Genomic DNA, 18,406 nt, shown 5'->3' on the forward strand with positions numbered 1-18,406 from the left:
GCTATCGGGTCCGTGGCGTCCACTCGGCGCGGCCTGCGATGCTCACTGGCAGCAAGGGGAAGCGCTCGTTCGGTCGGTCGACCCAGTCGAGGTAATTGTAGCGAGCGCCGGGGTAACCGATCATCTTCCAGGCAACCATGTCGCGGTTGCCGCCATAGATCGGATCGGCAAAGAAGCCCATCTGCACGTCCTTGACTGCCTGCTCCATGAACGCTTTGCCGTCAGCGCCCACTAGCGTGAGCGACCCGCTCTCGAGGCCTTTGAGGATATCGTCCTTGTCGGCATCCGGGAGATCGGCGAAGACTTTGCCGCCAAACTTCAAACTGACGGCATGATCGAGTGCGCCGAGCCAACTGCGATATTGCTCGGCGGGGCCGTCTTTCGATTGCGCGCCCTGGTTTTTTGCGCCGGGTTGAAACGGTGGGCGGACGTAGAGGCCGTCCTGCTTTCCGTAGGGGCCCGCGAGCTGTCGGTCGATGAATACGGCGCAACCGGAATCCTTGCCTCCAGGCGTGTCAGGATCGGGCGGTATGATCCGATCGGCGACCGCCTCCATCGCCCTGGCTTCGGCGCCGGTGAAGAACTGCCAGGGGCCGGGGCGCGCCGCCGTCGGCGGAGCGCCGGCATTCGGCTCCCAGGGCAGTCGATCCAGGATCTGGGTCGCGCCCGCACGCGACATTCCGAGAAGTAGACACGCGGTACCGGTCAGAAGCTCACGGCGGCGGAGCGCGGAGCCTTGGCTTGTCGCCTGGCCCATGCCTTGGTCCTCCACATCAATCGATTGCAGAACGCGACAATCTTCTGTCTTGCGGTCGTACAATCAATGCTCAGTGCTACGCCCCGCCCGCAGCATTCAAGGTACGCATCGAAGAGTCAAATAACGGCGCGGACTGAAAATGATCGCCGAATTGAACCACTTTGGAGTCTCAGCGTTATCCCAAATCCGCCTGCTGTAATTTCAACCGGATGCTGGTCCAAAGATATAGCGACGCGACGCTGCGATAGGGGCGCCATAGCAGGGCACGCTCCTTCACCTGGTTTGGCGTGGCTATGCTCCTCATTCGTGCGATTAGCTGCACGCCCCGGCGGATGCCAAGGTCGCTCGCCGGCATGACGTCCTCCCGTCCCAGATTGAAGATCAGAAAGACGTTCACCGTCCACGGGCCAACGCCGGGAATGCTTGTCAGAGCGGCGACTACCTCATCGTCCGGCAAGGTTGGGAGCGCCTTCGCTCGCTTGCGGTTTGCAAGGAACCATGCCGCGAGATTTGCGATCGCGCGTGCTTTCGATTTGGCGAGCCCGGCAGCGGCGATTGAAGCCTCACTCATCGCTCCGATCTTGCCCGGGCTAAAAGGCTTTCCGACCTCCGCTTTGAGGCGCGCGTAGATCGAGGCCGCCGCTTTGGCGGAGACGCTCTGGTAGACGACCGCGCGCACTAGCGCTTCGAAGGGCGGTGTGGGCGAGGGGGCAACGTGCCGCGGTCCACTGCGCTCAATGATGACTTTGATTAGGCGTCCCAAGGCCGGATCGGCTTTGGCGAGCGCCCGTTCAATACGAGGGAGAGTTTTGGGGGCGGGCATCAGTGGCAACGGTTGGTTGAGAGTCTCCAATGTTAATCGAGACTGCGCAACAAATTCCTTGCCCCGTGGACTCGGTGCATGTCATGGAAATGATAACCAGCGGTCATGGGAGTGGCGCCGCGGCATGGAATGCCGTGATGCCGGGCGCTGAAGAGTCCTGTTGGTCGTAGCGTCACATCCATGTCATGACTGGCGTCGTCGTTGTATGCGTGACGATTTTCTTAAACCACGCGACAAGCCGCTTATCAACGATGTAGGGGAGCTTGCGTGGGTTGGGAGTGGCGCGGGTGTCAAGCACGCCGTCTATGTAGAAAAATAGAAGTCTCATAGGCCACTCTTCACGCGAAAACGAGGGATGCACCTTCGAATCCGCTGCGGCGGCAGCTAAGACGCCATTCAACCGCGGGCACGGCATGAAAGGCGCCATTAGAGGCAGCTCGGCGGCGGGCTTAGCGCTGCTAGGGCTGCCCCGTGCCTCCGGCGGCTCCATTGGTTTGCTGCCGTGCCGCGTTGTTCACGACAATGCCGAGACCTTCCAAAGCCGTGTTACCAGTTGCCGGCAGAACGCCTCATCACGCAAATCGCCGGGGATTGCGGCTCCTGCCCGACCCTCGACTTTGATAAAGGCGTGACCCGCAGGAGAAGTTTCAACGCGCCAAGCGTGATTTACGACAGCGAAGCGATTAGGCTTGGCCGAACGATACCTTTCCTGACCCTCCGCGAGCCCAAGTCAGGGATAGTGCCGAGGAACCTTCCGTTTTGCCGACATCGCGAAGGGCGACAACTGACATGATATTCCGCGCGCTAGCCCTTGTTGCCGTTGCTTCACTGTGCGGCTGCCGCGAGGGCGTTCTCGATCCCAAAGGACCTATTTCCGAAGCCGAACGCCAGATTTTGTTCAACTCGCTTGGCATCATGCTGGCGATCGTTATCCCGACGATCCTCGCGACGCTCGGCGTGGCCTACTGGTTTCGTTCGTCCAACGAGCGGGCACGCCAGCAGCGAGACGCGGGCGTCCTCGGGCACCGGTATGCTCGTGCCGTTCACGTTCAAAGCCATTGCAATCTCCAGAGAAGCTGCCGGATGGACATGCGCCGACCGGAGGGCGTCTGCCAACCGTGCTTTTGCCGGACGTTAAAGCCCGTCGCTAAGCGCGGTTCCCTCTGCTTCGCCTAAACATGGGCTATCCTTACCGACCGCCCTCGAGGCCGGGAACAACTCGGAATTCGCAGGAAACATTTAAGAAACGAGCTCAGCTGCGGGGAAGCAGCTATCTGCGGCCACCTGAGATGGCCTGAAAGACGAGTGCGATGCGTTCGCCACGCATGCTTGATCTGACTCGGCCTGACCGTTCGAGCGCTGCCAGACCATGAAGGGTGGCCCAAAACGCCTCTGTCACGTCGGCCACATTGGCGCAAAAAGCAAAAAGGTGGTACGACGTCCGCCAGTGCTTCGAAGGCAGAGCGTAGCTCCTGTCTCGTTCTGGCTTCGGCGAACCGTGAGTTTACCGGCAAGACGAACATGGCCTCGTAGACCGAAGGATGACGTAGTGCTGAAGGCGACGTAGGCCATCGCTACGTTTTTGAGGGCGTCTCGTCGTCCTGACGACCCGCTTGCCGCTGTACGAAGAACCACCGTGAACTCCCGGAAGCCCTCGCGGGCGACGGCTCCCACGATCGCATCTGTGTCCTTCTTGGTTTAAGCGGCTTTTGAAGCGCGTACCCTTCCACCGAGCCAAGAGATCGCGGTCGCTCCCGACGAGCCCGCCCTGGGATAACGAACCAGCCCGCACGCCTTGGCGTCCAGGCTGTTGGTCGTGCCTAGTGGAGGTCGTCACTTCTCACGTCCGTGCTGCGGTTTAGTAGATTTCGCGTCAACAGGAGAAGCTGTGTCGTCCTTGCTTAGTTTGGCATTTCCAATTTTCTTGCCGGACATATTGCCAGGATTGAAATGAAACTTGCCCGGCGGCATTTCGCCTGGTCGTGTCGTCTTCGGGTCTTTGTTGTTGCTCATCTGAAGATCCTTTGAAAGTAGGGGCTTACGGTGGCAGAGAACGTCGCCAAGCTGGCACTTCGCGCCAGACGGCGCCGAGCGGCGTACGATCAAATAAAAAGACCCCGCCGGTTAAGACAGGGCCTCTCTCCGAGCAGGCGGGGGCTGGGGGGCTGAGTGCCCGCTCGTGTCTAGTCAAGTCGTCAGTCTCGGCGGTGTTCCCTGCCAGTGTAGAATCCGTTGGGCCGACAGAAACCACCGTTTCCGGAGATAGCCGCTCGACACTGCTGGTAGGTCCGGAAGTAACAGTTCGACCCGTTCCTGCCGGCGTAGTCCGCGCACCATTTGTAGGAATCGGCGTGGGCAGCGGTGGCCATGAGGATGAAACCGAAGGTTAGAGCGATTTTCTTCATCTGGTTGTCCTTTCGAAGAAACAGTCACCTCTGAGTGAGTTAGTTGCGTGCGCCCGCGTCTGATGGGGCTGCGGTCTGGCCTGACGAGCTCGATTGCGCTGTGGTTCGAACCGACGCTTGGATGAGGATACGCTATCTTGAGGACTTGCATCACGTCAGATAGGCACGACGCGCTGCTCAATTCACCGCGGGGCGTTTGAATTTGATTAGCTATCGATGGTGTAAAGCGACGCTATGCCGAGCCAAGAGAGCCGACCGCAACCAACTACGGCGACCACTAAGGTTTGCTTGCGTCGCTGAATAGTTGCGCTGTTTGTAAAGCCCAAGTAGGCCGTATGACCCGTTCTTTGATGCCCAAAGCAAGACTAAATGCAGTCCCACCGTGCGCTAAGCGACTCAATTCACTCAATTAGTCGGTCTGCTGACGCATCTGACATAGACGCCTCATGCCCCAGTAATACGTTCTCAAGAACTGGGAGTTTGGTCATGTCGCTGCGTCCAGAGTGCTGTGATGTCCCGATGTGGATGGTCAAAGCAGAGCTGGGGGACTTCGCCGACCATCAGATTTTTGAGTGCAAGGTGTGCGACTCGGTTCTCAACCGGACCGTCCCGCACTCAACAGAGATTACCCACGGCAGTAAGATCATATCAGTTTTGGAGCAATGAGGCTGATACATAGCTGGGTGAACTGGCCGAGAAGGCGTTCAACCTTCGCAAGCTCGCTTTGAGGATTCGGCGTGCCGAAGCCAGCATCACTTCCGTTTCAAGTAAGGGGCGCGATACCCTCCTGCGCTCGAAGCCGCCGTGCCCAATCACGGCGGCTTCACTTTTGAACTTTACATGTCACAGGCGCGTTAGTGAGAATGCACAAAAAAGATCATCACGTCGTCGAATCAGCAGTCGAAGCCCGAGCGGGATTCTTGGACAGGCCCGTTCTCGTCGTTCTTGTGGTGGGCACAGTGCTTTCTGTTGCAGCTATTATCATCGCATACACGGGCGTCATTTCTCTTTAAATGAAGCGGCCCGGAGTTACCCGGGCCGTCTCCTTACAAATTGCGCATCATCTTTTTCTTGATCATCTTCTTGTGCATCATTTTCTCATGACGCGTCATCTTGTGCCTGATCCCCATGCCGGTGGTCTGGTTGTTTTCCATGCCGCCGTTCATGTTCGATCTCATGTTGGAGTTATCCATGTTCTGGCCGAACGCCGCAGTCGATAGAACGCTGAGTGCAGCTATGATCGGTAGTAGACGCATTTGATGCTCCTTGATCCCCTTTGGAGATACGAAACAGCATGCGCTTTGGTTGCGTGTTGAAATTATTTGGTTACAAGGAGAGTCCGGTAGCACGCATAAAAAGTCCCGGCGCATGGCAGGGGGAAGTGGTACTGGTCAGCACGCGGTGTCGAGCTTCTGGTTCGACACTCCGCTGCCAAATAATTCTGACGTAAATCAAACAAGGTGATAGATCGTTTTTCGAATAGTGACGCGTCCCACGCGATTGTGAGGAACGCGCTCACATCGATGGCGTTGGTCTGGTAATTCCCGACAGGGCCAAGATGCCTAAAACTCCGGGAGCGAACGAGTCCGGGGTCTAGTGCTCCGGCTTTTTCGTGCGTGCTAACCGCTCTGCCCGGAGCCTTTTGATATTGGATCTCGCGGCGGCTTCGGCGGCGCGGTATTCCTGCGTGGCTTTAGGTGCATCCTCTGCACGCTCTTTTTTCATGCGTGCAAGTCGGACGAGGCGCTCTTCTACTTCATTAGCGGTTGGCGGCAGTCTTTCCGGCTTCACTGTGCGCTTATCAATGACAACCATAGTTCTCCTTGAAGGAAAAAGCCCCGCCGAAGCGGGGCCTTCTGCTTACTTCTGATTCTGCTGACCGGGGTTTTGATTCCCGCCCTGCTGTCCACCCTGGCCGGGCTTCTGAGTCTGCTGGCCCGGATTTTCCTTTTGGCCACCTTGCTGACCGCCCTGGTTCGGGTTCTGGGTCTGCTGCTTGTTATCCTGATCTTGGTTGCTCATGCGCATTTCCTTTCGATGTGAGCACCGGAGGTGGCGACTGAAATTCGCGATTGCGAGTCCCACAGCTAAAGAAACGCGATGCAGCATGGCTTTTGACGTAACGGCTTGCGTTGCTGGTAAGCTCATGTTTGGCATCCCTCGCAATGCTGGCCTTTGAATCGAGCCAAGTGTTCACTCGACGACTCTCTTTGATAATTGGGCGCGCAGAAGCTGGCTTCGGCTAGCAGAACGCTCCATTTCATCAACGCTCCTTCATGACAGAGCCGGCAGCGCCATTCTCATGGCGCGGCGGCCCCGACCTGCAGGCTCAGGTTCGTGGGATTGCTGCCACCGTTGAACGGTCCAGATGTTTTAGTGTGAAGCGGCGTTGCGCCACTAAATCGTATACGGCAACATCAAACGCTTGTTTGGGAGGCAACGCTGCTCAAGACTCTATGCTTCATCATCTGCGCCGCTCACGCGCAACCGTCGCCGTTGCTGAATGATGGGCTAACGGAGGCGGCGGTGAATGACGTTGCTACGCTGGAGGAAGAAGAACTACTCGCCCTGTCAAAACCTCTCGCGGAATGTTCTCTGAGGACAAAGGAGACCGAGAGTCCTGAGGTCAAATGCGAGCTGGCAACAGCGTTTTATGAGAAGCAGTATGGCAAGGACCGACCGCTGGACACGGTGTTGAATGCTTCTGCAGATCTGCTGGTGACGTTTAACAACAATGGGATGAACACCACGCCGGGGACGCTTCGGGCTCTCTTCGTGCTGGACAAGACAAACGCTGCACTGGTGGCAGCCGTGCGCTCGAATTTGGAGATGCGCAAAAAATAGTTGATGTTCTTCATGGATTCGGTGCCGGCACGCTCTGGTCTCATGGGCCTCGTTGTAACTATCTTGCGCGCCAGCACGTGAAGGCATCATGATGTGAGATCGATCTACCTTACGTCGTCATATCGGCAAGCGTTTCGGTGCGTCGACTTCATCCCCATGTGAAGGTGACCTGCGGTGAATTGTCCCCCAGCGGGCCGCGTGGTTAGATCGCGTCCTGGGGGGGTAAGGGAAGTCAATGGACTGGGACTACGCGAACACGCCTCTGCTGGCGAAGGTTCTGGAGAAGGCTGTTGCCTCACTCCCAGAGAACGATCGGACGCCTAAAAACGCCGGGGTGATGCGGTACGCGGTTCGTGATGGGATCATCGAGGGCGAGCGAGATGAACAGAAGCTCGTAGACGCGGCCCTCAAGTCAGTCTCGTGAACAATGGCGGGAACGTGTCCTGATCTGCCTTGGAGGGTAGGTAGTGATGCGGAGGGTAGTTCCCTAAACCACCTTACGCTCAGGGAATGACGGACAAGGCGAATTGCCCGATTTGCGAGACAGAGATGGTTCTAAAAGAAGATCGGTAAATAAAGTTGGGCATCAACCGGATGATCTATCGGTGTCCGACCTGCCGGATCGATATCGACCGGATCAAGGCACCAGATGCGAAACGATTATCCGATGGCACATTTACTCGTCTGATTAACGCTTTTGATAGAGACGCCCGTGACCCGGCAGTAGGTTTCGCAACGGGGCTATGGGGACGCGTTCAGAGAGTTTTGATGTCCCGATGTGGATGTTCAAAACCGTGCTGGGGGATCACGCGGGCCACCAGGTTTTTGAGTGCAAGGTGTGCGACTCGGTTCGCAACCGAACGGTGCCGCACTCGATAGAGGACACGAATGGCAGCAAGGTCGTATCAAGTCTGGGATGATAAAGCCGACTTGGCGCTGCGTGAGCTTGCGGAGAGGGGATTCAACGTTCGCAAGCTTGCTTTAAGGCTCCGCCGCTCAGAACCCAGCATCAAAAAGCGCGTTCACCTGCTCTGTCTTCAGTTGAAGCCGGCGCCCCGCTATCACTTTCGGTTTCGCTAAGCTGGAAGGCGGGCGTTGACCAACAACGTCAGCAATGTGTTTCCACCGCCCTGGGGTTGGTCCGTCACCCAGATCTTGAGAGTTTTCCCTGACCAGATCGCGGTGTTCTCCAACTCCTTGAGAGCATCGCCGGCGGCTTGGAGAGCTTCCGCTTTGACCATATCGAAATCAGTGAACTCCATGCCTTCTTCATCAAAGGCGAGCTCACCGTCGTCAATGTTGAAATAGTAACGCACGTGACGCTCTCCGGTTGGGCGAGAGTCATCTCTCTCAGCCACCGGAATGCCTGGCGTCGGTCACGGTGATGTAAAGTAACCTGGACCCTTAGTGCTATGTTCCATACCAGACATTAGGAGATTCGAGGGGCAAAGGGGCTTGAAACAGGTCAAGAGTGCCAACGAGTTGGCGCAGCTGGTTAGGACTGAACTCGGCGGCGACGTTGATCTTGATGACATCTGGGTCAGTTACGACCATCAACATGGATGGCGGGTGACATGCATAGGGAAGCCGCTGACCGTGGGAGGGTTTCAATACATCGCAGACAGGATCGTGGAGAGGTTACGGGAGCACTACGATCTGGAAGCCTTGTGACCCGAACTTCCAACCTCCGGGGAGGAACGAAGAGTCCGTTGTTCTGGGTTGCTGCAATGCGGAACGAATTGCGCTGCAGCGCATTTGGCTCTTCAGACCCCGGAGATGTCCATGTTTGAGCGATTGCTAGATATAAATTCTATTGATGTGCCCGACTGCGCTTGCAAAACAACGATGCGTTACGTCAAGTTGGAAAAGCGCTCGGAAGACGCCGCTGTGAAGTACTTCAAGTGCGACAATTGCAAGCGAGAACTGCTCCTAATGGTATGGCCTGAGTTGGTGCTTGCGCCTTTAGAAGCCGTCGCGTGAGGAGTGCAGCATGAACCCGATGATGATTCCCTTCGTGATTTACCGGCGCTGGCTAGAGTTGATCTTCCAGCCGATCAATGCACCAGTGAAAGATGTGACGCCTCTGAAGCTCGTACCCAAGCCGACTCCTTACGAAGGATGAGGATCAGATCCGGCCGCGACCCCTCTTATTTTAAAAAACAAAATGCCTGCCAAGCAGCAAAGGCTCACCCCGTTGGCGGCTAAGATGATGTAATCGGTTTTTAGGAAGCCGTACGTCATCCACAACGCCAAACCCACAAACAGGATCACGAACATCCATAGCGACAGGTCTCCGGTTTCCCCAGTTTGCCAGCGTTTCTTGAGTTGCGGAAAATACGAAAGCGTAGTGCAAATCGCCGCCGCTGCTCCGACCGCGGTATTTACATCCATCATGCATAACTTTCAGCGTTGAAACACGAGACAATCGAGTGTGAATGTGCCCGGCTGGAAGGGGCGTTTGACACGGCATAAAAACGAATTGGAAGTTGTCGACTTGCGTTAAAATCCATATTTTAGGAAGCCAATTGATCAACCCTTGATACGCACTCTAGGCTTGTGGCCCTGCTTGATCTCTTTCAGTTTGATACATACGACAGTGAGCCAGGTGATATCGAAAGCATTGCCAAGCGGCTCGTCATCCTGGTGGCTCATGGTGCTGTATGTGTCGTCGATGCCCACGGCCCAAATCTCCTCGCCGGCCTGCTTCAGCGCGACTACTACGTCCGCACCGTCCATGCCCCGCGCGGTCTCCCGAAACAGATTCCATATTTTGTCACGGAATGGAGATACCGCATCACGTTTCATTTTTCGAGCGCGCTTTACGGCCATCTGAGTTCCTTACTGAATGAGCGAATGACAAGCGCCGAGGCTGATGTATGTTCAAACGAGTCGAAAATATTTGCAGGTAAGACCAAAGAGTTCCTGCAAAGCACGCGATGACGCCCGTGAGCATCGAAAATCTTGTTGAGATCAATCCCCTCATCGACTTTAAAAGCTCGATCTCGGTGCCGCGAAGAGCAATTGCGGATGCAGCCGAGCGCACGTGCGATCGCGGTTTTTAAGTCAGGTGCGACCAGCGGCACATTCTTATGAAACTCGCCGATTTCTGACGCGTCATATCCACTCAGATTCAAGAAAATGAGCGTTTCCGTCTGATCAGCGTTGGGCGAAGAAGGTATCCCTGCGTTAGAGCCGTCCGCCTGATATTTTCTGGAGAGCCGAGGAGCACGCCAAAGTCATCCACTGCTCGAGGCAAAACAACTTCCGCCGGAGAGCATCGCGGGGCGTTCGCGAGCGGTAGCCGACCTCACGCGACCAAAATGATCCAAAACGCTGGGTTTATGTGAAGAAACCTCGCCACCGGGCCGGCGCCTGACCTTGGGGTATCGGCGGATGTCCGAAGGCTGCTGAAAGGTGCCTAGGGCCACCAGGAGAAACAGAGTCGAGTGCGACCGAATTACGCAGTTGCCCTCTCGGCGCTAGATAACTCTTGCGCGAGACGCTCTTCAAACCGTGCAATGGCCTTTTCCGAATGTCCGTACTCGCCTGCCAATTTGCGTCGCGCATAGTCGTTAACGATCAACTTCACCGTATCAGGTAGCGTTTGGCAGCCTAGAATGGTGTTGACCACATCGGCCGTCAGTCCAACGTGCTTATGGCCCCCGCTTAAAATATTCCAAGTCGTGCTACGACACAGGCCCAAGGCGAGCGCTTGGTGATACAGAGTGTGGTGGCCACTTGATGCTAACGCGGCTTTTATCTCCCTGATCTTAAATGCTTGCGCTGTTTTCTGGTCACGGAGGACCGCCGCGTTGATCGCCGCTGTTTGGATTTGACGCCTCGTACTCATGGTCAACTCCGCTGTTAGTCGGCAGCAGATGATGCGCGTCAATTAAAAGGCGCACGACGTTTTTCGACATAGCTTCATCAAGTGTATTGTCCGACTCCCGACTTAACGTTCGTCGCTTCCATAAAGCGTCACGATCCCAGCAAAGCGCGCCTCGCGATCCATCTTGCATAAGCGCTTTGAGTGCTGGCTAGGGCGTTGAAGAATGATCGGGTCGTACTTGTCCGAGGCAGAGAGCGTCATATCGCATCCTAATTGCTCCGTAGCATTCGCATGCTATTTGCTGGAGTGCGTCTGGCCTATCAATCTTGATGTGACCGCGGCGATAGTGGATCACTCCCGCCTTTAAAAGACTGTTTGCCGCAGTGGACACGCTGGTTCGACGTACCCCGAGCATCTCGGCGAGGAGTTCCTGCGTCAGCGTGAATGTGTCTGTGCCCGATGCATCCCGACCGCGCAGGAGCCAACGCGCGAGGCGCTGGTCGAGGCAATGGCTGGCATAACAGGCTGCCGATTGTTGCGCTTGTGCCAAAATAAAGCGCTCGTGCCGAAAAATAGTTGTACGAAACTCCTCGCTCTCGCGCGCGATTTGACGGGCGGAGTTAGCATCAACTGAGAAACCATCTCCGCCGATCTGCACAATCGCTTTGCACTGGGCAACTGTATCATCAAGGGCTGCGGCTCCACCGACTACGCTTTCATTGCCGATGAACGCCGTCTCGATCAGCTGGCCGGTTTCAAGTTCGCAAACAAGCGAAACGGCACCTGATTCAGGGAAATATAGGCCCGAAAGCTTGTCGCCTGTTGCGAATAGGACCTGACCTGGGGAGAAATGTCGGGGGCGAGCGGACGACCTCAATCTCTGAACCACATCGGATGGAAGCGCTAACAAGGCAAGATTTTGCTCGGGCACCGTCGTCAGACTCCCTCAAAGGCACAACTCTAGCGAATATAGCGGCCCTTAGGATATCTACCCGACTCAATGTAGACGATAATGTCGGTCGGCTGACTCATGGGCTTAAAATACAGCTCTTAGCGTCGGACGGCGGACGCAAGGCTCTATAAAGCGTTGAGTTTTTAGAGGCACTTACAGAATTGTTGCTTAGGTCCCGTGCATCGTGCGCGCACCTATCACTCCGCACAGCATTTGGGACTCATGCCCCGCTACTATTTCAATGTTTTGAACTCCTCGCGCGCCGAAGATCACGAGGGGGTCGAATTGCTCGATCTGGAAAGCGCGCGCCGCGAAGCTTACAAGGACGTGGAGGACATAAAGCGTCAAAAGTTTGAGACGCTTGATACATCGTCATGGACAACTTGGAGTATCGAGATTTGTGATGAGCAGGGAAATGTCCTGCTCGTCATCCCTTTTTTGGCTAACTGATTTTCGCGCGGCGTGCCGCCTTCACTACGGCGGCGATGTTCTTTTCCACGACTCGATAGCATCCACACGCTGCTTCCTCGAGACCGGGTCTGTCCAAAACATGGATCTTGCCTCGTCGATACTCTACAAGCCCGCTTTGTTCTAGCGCGCTCGCAGCGACCGTGACAGTCGTCCGACGTACTCCTAGCATTTGCCCAAGAAACTCCTGCGTGAGTGGCAGTTCGTTTCCTTGCTGTCTGTCCAACGCCTGCAATAGCCATCTGGCCAGTCGCGCCTCGGTCCCGTGTATCGCATTACACGCCGCAGCTTGTTGAAGGTTGCACAGTAAGATGTCATTGGCGCAAGTCGCTATGTGGGTCAGCGCAATGTTGCCGGCTGCAACGGCCTGGAATGCTGTGAGGGGCATTCTCATTGCAATCCCCGGGAGTTGGACTATAGCCGTGGAGAAGGAAAGCAGAGGGAGGAAGCCAATTTTTGTCCCGATGGCTCCTTCCCGGCCGATTCCAGCAATCTCGATTTCCTCGCCGGTTGGGACACTCGCAAGAAGAGATACCATCCCATCTAACGGAAAGAAGACGTTCTCTATCGGGTAATCCGCTTGCTGCAGCACAGCGTGCTGTTCCAGTCGAATGCGAGTCAGATGAGGTCTTAAGAGCCCATAATCGTGCGAATCAAGGGATGCCAATAGCTCGTTTTGAATGTCGTCGGTCATGGAGGGTCCGGAGCAGGGTCAATAAGTATCCGCTCAAGCTAGCTCAATGACAATGTCGAATTACGCAGGTAATGCATCGATCGGCTGGCGATGCATCGATGTTTTCCAGACTGTCGAAACCGATTGAGGCCAATACGGAGTTCTCTGTAGACCACACGATGATCCAACGTTTGCTCATCGCTTTGACCGCGGCCCCAACTGCACCGGTACCCCGTCGCTAAGCTTGCACTGGTCCGCTAGATTTTGGCGGTGTTTTCTTTGCGCTGGCGGCATGGGAAGCTGCAATAGCGTGCGTTGGCGGGTCAGTGTGGTGGCTACGGAGGCGTTATGTGGCTTCCTCACGAGATCTGACGGAGTGAGGACGGTTGTGCCGAACGCGATTTTTAATCTATTCCAATATCGCTGAATGGGCATAGCGCTAACAGCGCATAGGCGGCGGCGCGCCGTCTATCTACAAGCCGACTCTGTCCAACAAATGGCTGTTTTCGGAACGCGACGTACTGTTTGGAACGGGAGGACCAACACCTATGTCGGAAAACACATATCAAGAAACGGAGACAACCGAAAAAGCCTAACCTGTAGATTTCCCGTCCGCGCCAAAATGAACGTAAGCCTGTCTGGTGCGTTGACTGACGTGCACAAAAAAATCGATAATGTCGTTGAACCCGCGGGCCTTTCCGCCATGGTGTCGCTCCCCTTCAAAGTACGGCTTGAAAAGTGGCCAGCGCTATGACCTTTCGGGGCGACAGACGGTAATGGACGCGATCGGGCTCGCGAGGGCACAAGACGAGGCCGCCAAGCTGGTCAAAGGGGTCTCGGCAGCTGTCCTTGCTGCCCTGATCGTGGCAGCGCTGTATTCCGGCCGCGACGTTTTCGTGCCCATCGCGCTTGCGATCCTGCTGACCTTCGTCCTGGCCCCGCTCGCCAGGCGCCTCCAGGATTGGCGCGTTCCGCGTGCCGCTTCGGTCATCAGCGTCGTGCTGCTGGCGTTCTTGGTCATCTTTGCCGTTGGCGGCGTCATTGCCAGCCAGGTCACGCAGTTGGCGAGCGCTCTTCCCGGCTACGAAGCCAACATGCGGTCCAAAATCCAATCCATCCGCGGGACGGCTGCAACCCACAACACACTCGATAAAGCCGCCGATGTTCTCAAGGATCTCGGCAAGGAGCTAAACAAACCCAAGGATGCCCCGCCGTCTTCGGTCATCACGCTGGCGCCGGCACCCGGGCAGGATACCAAGCCCATTCCGGTCGAGGTTCGCCAGCCGCCCCCGACCGCGCTTGAGAGCATCGCCTCGCTGATCTCGCCGCTGCTGCATCCGCTGATGACCACGGGCATCGTGATCATTTTTGTGATTTTCACGTTGATGCAGCGCGAGGACTTGCGGAACCGGCTGATCAAGCTTGCGGGATCTCATGACCTGCAGAAGACCACGGCCGCGCTCGACGATGCGGCCCGGCGCCTCAGCCGGCTCTTTCTCGCGCAGCTCACATTGAACTCCGGCTTCGGCATTACGATCGGGTTGGCCTTGTGGTTCATCGGAATTCCCAGCGCGGCGCTTTGGGGGATTCTAGCTGGAATCCTGCGCTTCGTTCCCTATGTCGGCTCGTTCATCTCCGCGGTCTTCCCACTCGCTCTGGCCGTGGCGGTCGATCCCGGCTGGTCGCTACTGCTATGGACGGCGGGCGTCTTCTTCGTCCTGGAGCCGCTCGCGGGACAATTCCTCGAGCCGATGCTGTTTGGGCGCAGCACAGGGCTGTCGCCACTGGCCGTCGTGATTTCGGCGACGTTCTGGACCACGCTCTGGGGCCCGATCGGATTGGTGCTCGCGACACCACTGACAATCTGTCTTGTCGTCCTAGGCCGCCACGTCGAGAGTCTCAAATTTCTGGACGTGATGTTCGGCAACCGGCCGGCCTTGTCGGCGCCGGAGATTTTCTATCAACGCATGCTGGCGGACGATCCTGCCGAGGCGCTCGACAAGGCGGAAGAGTTCCTCGAACAGCGGCCACTGTCGGCCTATTACGACGAGGTTGCCTTGAAGGGCCTGAAACTGGCCCAGAACGACGTCGACCGCGACACACTCGATGCATCGCTGCTGCAAAGGATCGAGGCCTCAGTCATCGAGCTTACCACCGAGCTGGCCGACCACGATGAGGAGCGAAAACCTTCGAAAGCGCCCGCCGAGGATTCCGAAGCGGCAGCAGCCGTCGATGCGAGCGACGAAACCGGATCGTTCGATTTTCAGCCTTTGGACAAAGACCAGCTGCCGCCGGAATGGCAAGGCGACGGGCCGGTGCTGTGCGTCGCCGGCCGGTCCGAGCTTGATAAGGCTGCGGCGACCATGCTGGCCCAGCTGCTGTCGAAGCACGGACTCAATGCGCGGGTCGAGGGTGCAGACGCGCTGTCGAATGCAAACATTTTCCGGCTCGACACCAAGGGTGTGGCGTTGGCCTGCGTGTCGTTTCTGGATTCCAAAAGCCCTGCCCACATTCGTTATGCCATCCGTCGCTTGCGACGGAAGCTCCCAGATGCCCCGATCATCCTGGGATGCTGGCTGACCGAGAGCGACCCGGCCGCCTTGGCCGCCATGGTCAAAGCCGACGCCGGTGCCGGGACACTTCGAGGTGTGGCGCAGCTTTGCCTCGATCAAGCGCGGGCGATGTCCTTTCGCGAAGACGCGGACCGCCGCATCGCCGTTCCATTGACTGCCTAATCCAACTGGGGCGAGGGAACCGCGTTTTCATCGACGCTGTTTCGCGCATCCCCTATTGTGCGCTGCAGCAATCATGCCCATGTCGGTGGTTGCCGGACGCAATGGAAAGGACCTCAATCAGTGTTCAATTTTCGAAACTCCATGAGCGCCCTTCTTCCAACGTCGGGTCCGCCATCGCTTTCAACGTCGGCTCCGCCATCGCTTTCGTTTCTTGCACATCTTCCGAACATGCCTTTGCCGAATACGGCGACACAGCCCAGTGTTCTCGAAGAGATCGAAAGCTTCGGCTCAAATCCCGGCAACCTGCGCCTGTACTATTATCTGCCGAAGCCAGCGGAGCCCTCGCTTGTGCTGCATGTGCCGCTCGTCGTCGTGCTGCACGGCTGCGGCCAGACTGCGGCGGGCTACGACCACGGCGCCGGCTGGTCCACGCTCGCCGATCGGTACGGTTTTGCGCTGCTGCTGCCCGAGCAACAGCGCTCCAACAATCCGAACGGTTGCTTCAACTGGTTTCAGCCTGAGGACACCCAGAGAGGCCAGGGCGAAGTCGCCTCGATCCATCAAATGATCGAGACGATGATTCGCGAGAAAGGAATCGACCGGCAGCGCGTTTTCGTCACGGGTCTTTCTGCGGGCGGCGCCATGACGTCCGCCATGCTGGCCTGCTATCCGGAAGTCTTTGCTGCCGGCGCCATGGTTGCAGGGCTGCCCTACGGGGCTGCCGGCAACGTGCAACAGGCCTTGCAGAGCATGTTTCAATGCCCGTCGCACTCGCCACGGCAATGGGGCGACATGGTGCGGGCGGCGGCGCCGGAACACCTCGGCCCGTGGCCCCGCATCTCCGTCTGGCACGGCAGCGACGATAGAACGGTCGTTCCGGCAAACGCCCGGGAAATCGTCAAGCAATGGACCTCGCTCCACGGGCTGCGCGTCAACCCGACGGAAGAAGACGAAGTCGAGGGCCATCTCAGGCAAGTGTGGCGCAACGGCGCCGGTGACGCGGTCATCGAGTCGTACACCATCGCCAACATGGCGCATGGAACGCCGCTCGCAACAGGGGACGCCGATTCCGAATGCGGCAACGCCGGACCATTCCTGCTCGAGGCCGGAATTTCGTCGTCGTTTCATATCGCCGGGTTTTTCGGCCTGACCGCGGAACCAGCGCGAAACGTTTCACGGCCCAAACGCGCGTCGGGCTTTGCGCAAATCCGCGAAGCGATCGTTCCCCAGCGGACGGCCCGGCCAATCACGGCGCCATCGCTGCCCGATGTTTCGGGCTCGCAACGCAGAGCTTCATCACCTCGTGGGTATCCGGTCGATATCGGCGCGGTGATTACCGATGCTCTCCAGGCCGCAGGCCTGATGAAGAAATAGCCGAAGCGAGAACAGTCGTGCCAAGCGCGATCGTTCGCCTGTTCAGATTACGGTGAAATGAGCCTTGCTCATTAGCGCGTATATGACCACAGGTCGTTGGCCTACAATCCGACGCTGTCTAATAAATAGTTTCGTTTGGAACACGACGCAGACAGCACGCATTGCCGTTGAAGAGGGCGATGCGATGACCGACGAAAATCACGCGTCAAAAGACACATATCAAGAAATTACTGAACTGTTGCTCAGGCTCTTCGACGGCAAAAAGCCAAAAAAACGTCGACCCGAAGAAACATCGATAAGGTCCCAATTTGAGGAGGATAAGCCCGAATCATAATTCAGGCTTCCAACGTCGCCATATTGCTTTCTTCGAAAACCTTCGTCGCAAAAAGTTTTCGACGAACCGATATCCGCCGTGCAAGCAATCATAACGTTCACGCGGACGGCGGCAGGGGAAACTATTCAATTTCGTACATCCGCCTGAGCCTAGCGAAGGTCTGTTCGGCCGCGCTTTGTGCTTCGGTTCCGCCGCCGTGAACTTCCACCCTGTAATCAGCGGGACTCGCGCCGACAATTTGCACCGCGGCGGCCGGGAGCTGAAGTTCGTCGCGAACGACCTCTTCAGCGTCGACGCGTCTGATCTTGAGAGCCCAATTGCTGCGAAGTTCACTCAAGATTGTATCGGCTTCCTGTTGTAATGCATTAGCGTGCTGGGGGTGGCAACGACGCTGACCATCACCTCGAAAGTAGGGTCCATACGGATTTCGACGGAGCACGCGCGACCAAGCCGTTTTTCTATGGCTTCCTTGAACTCGTCGGACGTCTTAGCGTCACGCATGGCAGCCTCACTAAAGGTTCTCAGCGCTCTCACATAAAAACGCTGCGATCGGAGCGGGAGGGCTCAATGTCCATCCCGAAGCCGTCCGATCCGCTCATCGACTGCTGAGTGACTTGCTCACTTAAATCCGATTAGCGGCGCAGCTGAAATTACCGCTTCTTTAAGGCTTTAACGTGTCCCACCATTTCTACACACTCGCGCCATTCAATATAGCTCGCTGAGAAGACCTTCGGCTGCACACACAAAGCCTTAGTCGACGCCGGCAATTCTGCCCATGCGCGCTCCATAGCATCACGTGCCAACTTCTCATCTTTCAAGCACGCTTCGAAGGTTTGGGATGAGGAACCGGCGCCTAACATCTTTTCGTTCGTGTGTTGAGCTGCATGGCAACGTCTCTCAACATCAATTTTCGGAACCGCATTTTCCATTGCCGCTAAAGTCATAGTCGTACCCACGAGAATCCCGGCTGATAGAACGAGAGCAGAGCCAGCACGGATCAAGTCTGAGGAGGTGAGATTGCGCATAATTGTTTCCCGCGTACAGGCGGGAGCGCGACGCTCTCTGTCAAAGACTCCCTGGGTCTCACTATCAGTGATGCGTTGCATGTAAGGGTTAGACCCTTCACATGGCAGTGGCGCTTCAGCTTCTCAGCAACAATTTTGGGAACATACGGTTGCAGCGGCTGTTATTGGACGAATCGAAACTAGAGAA

General features: G+C 56.8%; 23 protein-coding genes and 1 pseudogene. 7 read left to right on the plus strand and 17 right to left on the minus strand.

The features are described from left to right. Nucleotide 1 precedes the first annotated feature (1 nt). The 9 genes and pseudogenes from RHPLAN_RS10695 to RHPLAN_RS40110 all read right to left on the minus strand — a co-directional run bounded on the left by RHPLAN_RS10695 (nucleotide 2) and on the right by RHPLAN_RS40110 (nucleotide 6,007). Complete coding sequence (locus RHPLAN_RS10695) at nucleotides 2-820, minus strand: gluconate 2-dehydrogenase subunit 3 family protein (protein ID WP_237180105.1); 819 nt, start codon at nucleotides 818-820, stop codon at nucleotides 2-4. A 112-nt stretch (nucleotides 821-932) separates the two neighbouring features. Next, nucleotides 933-1,610 (minus strand): DNA-3-methyladenine glycosylase family protein, encoded by a 678-nt coding sequence (locus RHPLAN_RS10700; RefSeq protein ID WP_068017086.1) that lies wholly within the window; start codon nucleotides 1,608-1,610, stop codon nucleotides 933-935. Nucleotides 1,611-2,071: 461 nt separating this feature from the next. Continuing rightward, a pseudogene (locus RHPLAN_RS40475) lies at nucleotides 2,072-2,208 on the minus strand (SDR family oxidoreductase); the annotation flags it as partial. 197 nt (nucleotides 2,209-2,405) lie between these two features. Further along, nucleotides 2,406-2,639: a hypothetical protein gene (locus RHPLAN_RS39215; RefSeq protein ID WP_157100194.1), complete on the minus strand. Its 234-nt coding sequence runs from the start codon at nucleotides 2,637-2,639 to the stop codon at nucleotides 2,406-2,408. A gap of 774 nt (nucleotides 2,640-3,413) precedes the next feature. After that, nucleotides 3,414-3,593, minus strand: a complete 180-nt coding sequence (locus RHPLAN_RS38290) for a hypothetical protein (protein WP_084244655.1) — start codon at nucleotides 3,591-3,593, stop codon at nucleotides 3,414-3,416. 182 nt (nucleotides 3,594-3,775) lie between these two features. Continuing rightward, a complete protein-coding gene (locus RHPLAN_RS41000; RefSeq protein ID WP_084244657.1) occupies nucleotides 3,776-3,985 on the minus strand; it encodes a DUF3551 domain-containing protein in 210 nt (69 codons plus the stop codon). A 1,046-nt stretch (nucleotides 3,986-5,031) separates the two neighbouring features. Next, nucleotides 5,032-5,241, minus strand: coding sequence for a hypothetical protein (locus tag RHPLAN_RS39220; RefSeq protein ID WP_157100195.1), 210 nt, complete (start codon nucleotides 5,239-5,241; stop codon nucleotides 5,032-5,034). Nucleotides 5,242-5,578: 337 nt separating this feature from the next. Beyond that, a complete protein-coding gene (locus tag RHPLAN_RS39225; RefSeq protein WP_157100196.1) occupies nucleotides 5,579-5,800 on the minus strand; it encodes a hypothetical protein in 222 nt (73 codons plus the stop codon). Between the two features lie 45 nt (nucleotides 5,801-5,845). After that, entirely contained in the window at nucleotides 5,846-6,007 is a 162-nt protein-coding gene (locus tag RHPLAN_RS40110) for a hypothetical protein (RefSeq protein ID WP_198164827.1), read from the minus strand. Between the two features lie 504 nt (nucleotides 6,008-6,511). Between RHPLAN_RS40110 and RHPLAN_RS10720 the strand changes: the two genes are divergently transcribed. Together RHPLAN_RS10720 and RHPLAN_RS10725 are read left to right on the plus strand one after the other, a co-directional pair. Further along, the gene (locus RHPLAN_RS10720; protein ID WP_157100197.1) at nucleotides 6,512-6,829 is read left to right on the plus strand and encodes a hypothetical protein; all 318 of its coding nucleotides are present in this window, start codon (nucleotides 6,512-6,514) and stop codon (nucleotides 6,827-6,829) included. A 235-nt stretch (nucleotides 6,830-7,064) separates the two neighbouring features. Next, entirely contained in the window at nucleotides 7,065-7,253 is a 189-nt protein-coding gene (locus RHPLAN_RS10725) for a hypothetical protein (RefSeq protein ID WP_068017101.1), read from the plus strand. A 652-nt stretch (nucleotides 7,254-7,905) separates the two neighbouring features. On the opposite strand, the gene RHPLAN_RS10730 is transcribed toward RHPLAN_RS10725, so the two are convergent. Continuing rightward, on the minus strand, nucleotides 7,906-8,145 hold the full coding sequence (locus tag RHPLAN_RS10730; protein ID WP_068017104.1) for a DUF6894 family protein: 240 nt from the start codon (nucleotides 8,143-8,145) through the stop codon (nucleotides 7,906-7,908). 139 nt (nucleotides 8,146-8,284) lie between these two features. On the opposite strand from RHPLAN_RS10730, the gene RHPLAN_RS10735 reads away from it, so the two are divergent. Continuing rightward, a complete protein-coding gene (locus RHPLAN_RS10735; RefSeq protein WP_068017107.1) occupies nucleotides 8,285-8,500 on the plus strand; it encodes a hypothetical protein in 216 nt (71 codons plus the stop codon). Between the two features lie 319 nt (nucleotides 8,501-8,819). Further along, a complete protein-coding gene (locus RHPLAN_RS40790) occupies nucleotides 8,820-8,951 on the plus strand; it encodes a hypothetical protein (RefSeq protein ID WP_257730378.1) in 132 nt (43 codons plus the stop codon). On the opposite strand, the gene RHPLAN_RS10745 is transcribed toward RHPLAN_RS40790, so the two are convergent. From RHPLAN_RS10745 to RHPLAN_RS38300, 4 genes are all read right to left on the minus strand, one after another. Beyond that, nucleotides 8,939-9,223 carry a SemiSWEET family sugar transporter gene (locus tag RHPLAN_RS10745; protein WP_068017112.1) on the minus strand — a complete coding sequence of 95 codons (285 nt, stop codon included), beginning with the start codon at nucleotides 9,221-9,223 and terminating at the stop codon, nucleotides 8,939-8,941. The two genes, RHPLAN_RS40790 and RHPLAN_RS10745, sit on opposite strands and share 13 nt — an antisense overlap. 135 nt (nucleotides 9,224-9,358) lie before the next feature. Next, on the minus strand, nucleotides 9,359-9,658 hold the full coding sequence (locus tag RHPLAN_RS10750) for a hypothetical protein (protein ID WP_157100198.1): 300 nt from the start codon (nucleotides 9,656-9,658) through the stop codon (nucleotides 9,359-9,361). Nucleotides 9,659-10,286: 628 nt separating this feature from the next. Further along, entirely contained in the window at nucleotides 10,287-10,679 is a 393-nt protein-coding gene (locus RHPLAN_RS10755; RefSeq protein ID WP_068017116.1) for a hypothetical protein, read from the minus strand. A 187-nt stretch (nucleotides 10,680-10,866) separates the two neighbouring features. Beyond that, complete coding sequence (locus RHPLAN_RS38300; RefSeq protein WP_084244659.1) at nucleotides 10,867-11,589, minus strand: Crp/Fnr family transcriptional regulator; 723 nt, start codon at nucleotides 11,587-11,589, stop codon at nucleotides 10,867-10,869. 243 nt (nucleotides 11,590-11,832) lie between these two features. Between RHPLAN_RS38300 and RHPLAN_RS10760 the strand changes: the two genes are divergently transcribed. After that, nucleotides 11,833-12,060 (plus strand): DUF6894 family protein, encoded by a 228-nt coding sequence (locus RHPLAN_RS10760; RefSeq protein ID WP_068017119.1) that lies wholly within the window; start codon nucleotides 11,833-11,835, stop codon nucleotides 12,058-12,060. Here the strand turns inward: RHPLAN_RS10760 and RHPLAN_RS10765 are convergent. Continuing rightward, on the minus strand, nucleotides 12,053-12,772 hold the full coding sequence (locus RHPLAN_RS10765; RefSeq protein ID WP_068017122.1) for a Crp/Fnr family transcriptional regulator: 720 nt from the start codon (nucleotides 12,770-12,772) through the stop codon (nucleotides 12,053-12,055). The two genes, RHPLAN_RS10760 and RHPLAN_RS10765, sit on opposite strands and share 8 nt — an antisense overlap. Before the next feature lie 755 nt (nucleotides 12,773-13,527). On the opposite strand from RHPLAN_RS10765, the gene RHPLAN_RS10770 reads away from it, so the two are divergent. Next, nucleotides 13,528-15,486 carry an AI-2E family transporter gene (locus RHPLAN_RS10770; protein WP_068017125.1) on the plus strand — a complete coding sequence of 653 codons (1,959 nt, stop codon included), beginning with the start codon at nucleotides 13,528-13,530 and terminating at the stop codon, nucleotides 15,484-15,486. Nucleotides 15,487-15,714: 228 nt separating this feature from the next. After that, nucleotides 15,715-16,860: an extracellular catalytic domain type 1 short-chain-length polyhydroxyalkanoate depolymerase gene (locus RHPLAN_RS10775; protein ID WP_068017129.1), complete on the plus strand. Its 1,146-nt coding sequence runs from the start codon at nucleotides 15,715-15,717 to the stop codon at nucleotides 16,858-16,860. A gap of 455 nt (nucleotides 16,861-17,315) precedes the next feature. On the opposite strand, the gene RHPLAN_RS10780 is transcribed toward RHPLAN_RS10775, so the two are convergent. Next, nucleotides 17,316-17,531 (minus strand): hypothetical protein, encoded by a 216-nt coding sequence (locus RHPLAN_RS10780; protein WP_068017131.1) that lies wholly within the window; start codon nucleotides 17,529-17,531, stop codon nucleotides 17,316-17,318. A gap of 313 nt (nucleotides 17,532-17,844) precedes the next feature. After that, a complete protein-coding gene (locus RHPLAN_RS39230) occupies nucleotides 17,845-18,219 on the minus strand; it encodes a hypothetical protein (protein WP_157100199.1) in 375 nt (124 codons plus the stop codon). Between the last annotated feature and the right edge of the window lie 187 nt (nucleotides 18,220-18,406).

It is taken from the genome of Rhodoplanes sp. Z2-YC6860, assembly GCF_001579845.1.
Classification (GTDB): domain Bacteria; phylum Pseudomonadota; class Alphaproteobacteria; order Rhizobiales; family Xanthobacteraceae; genus Z2-YC6860.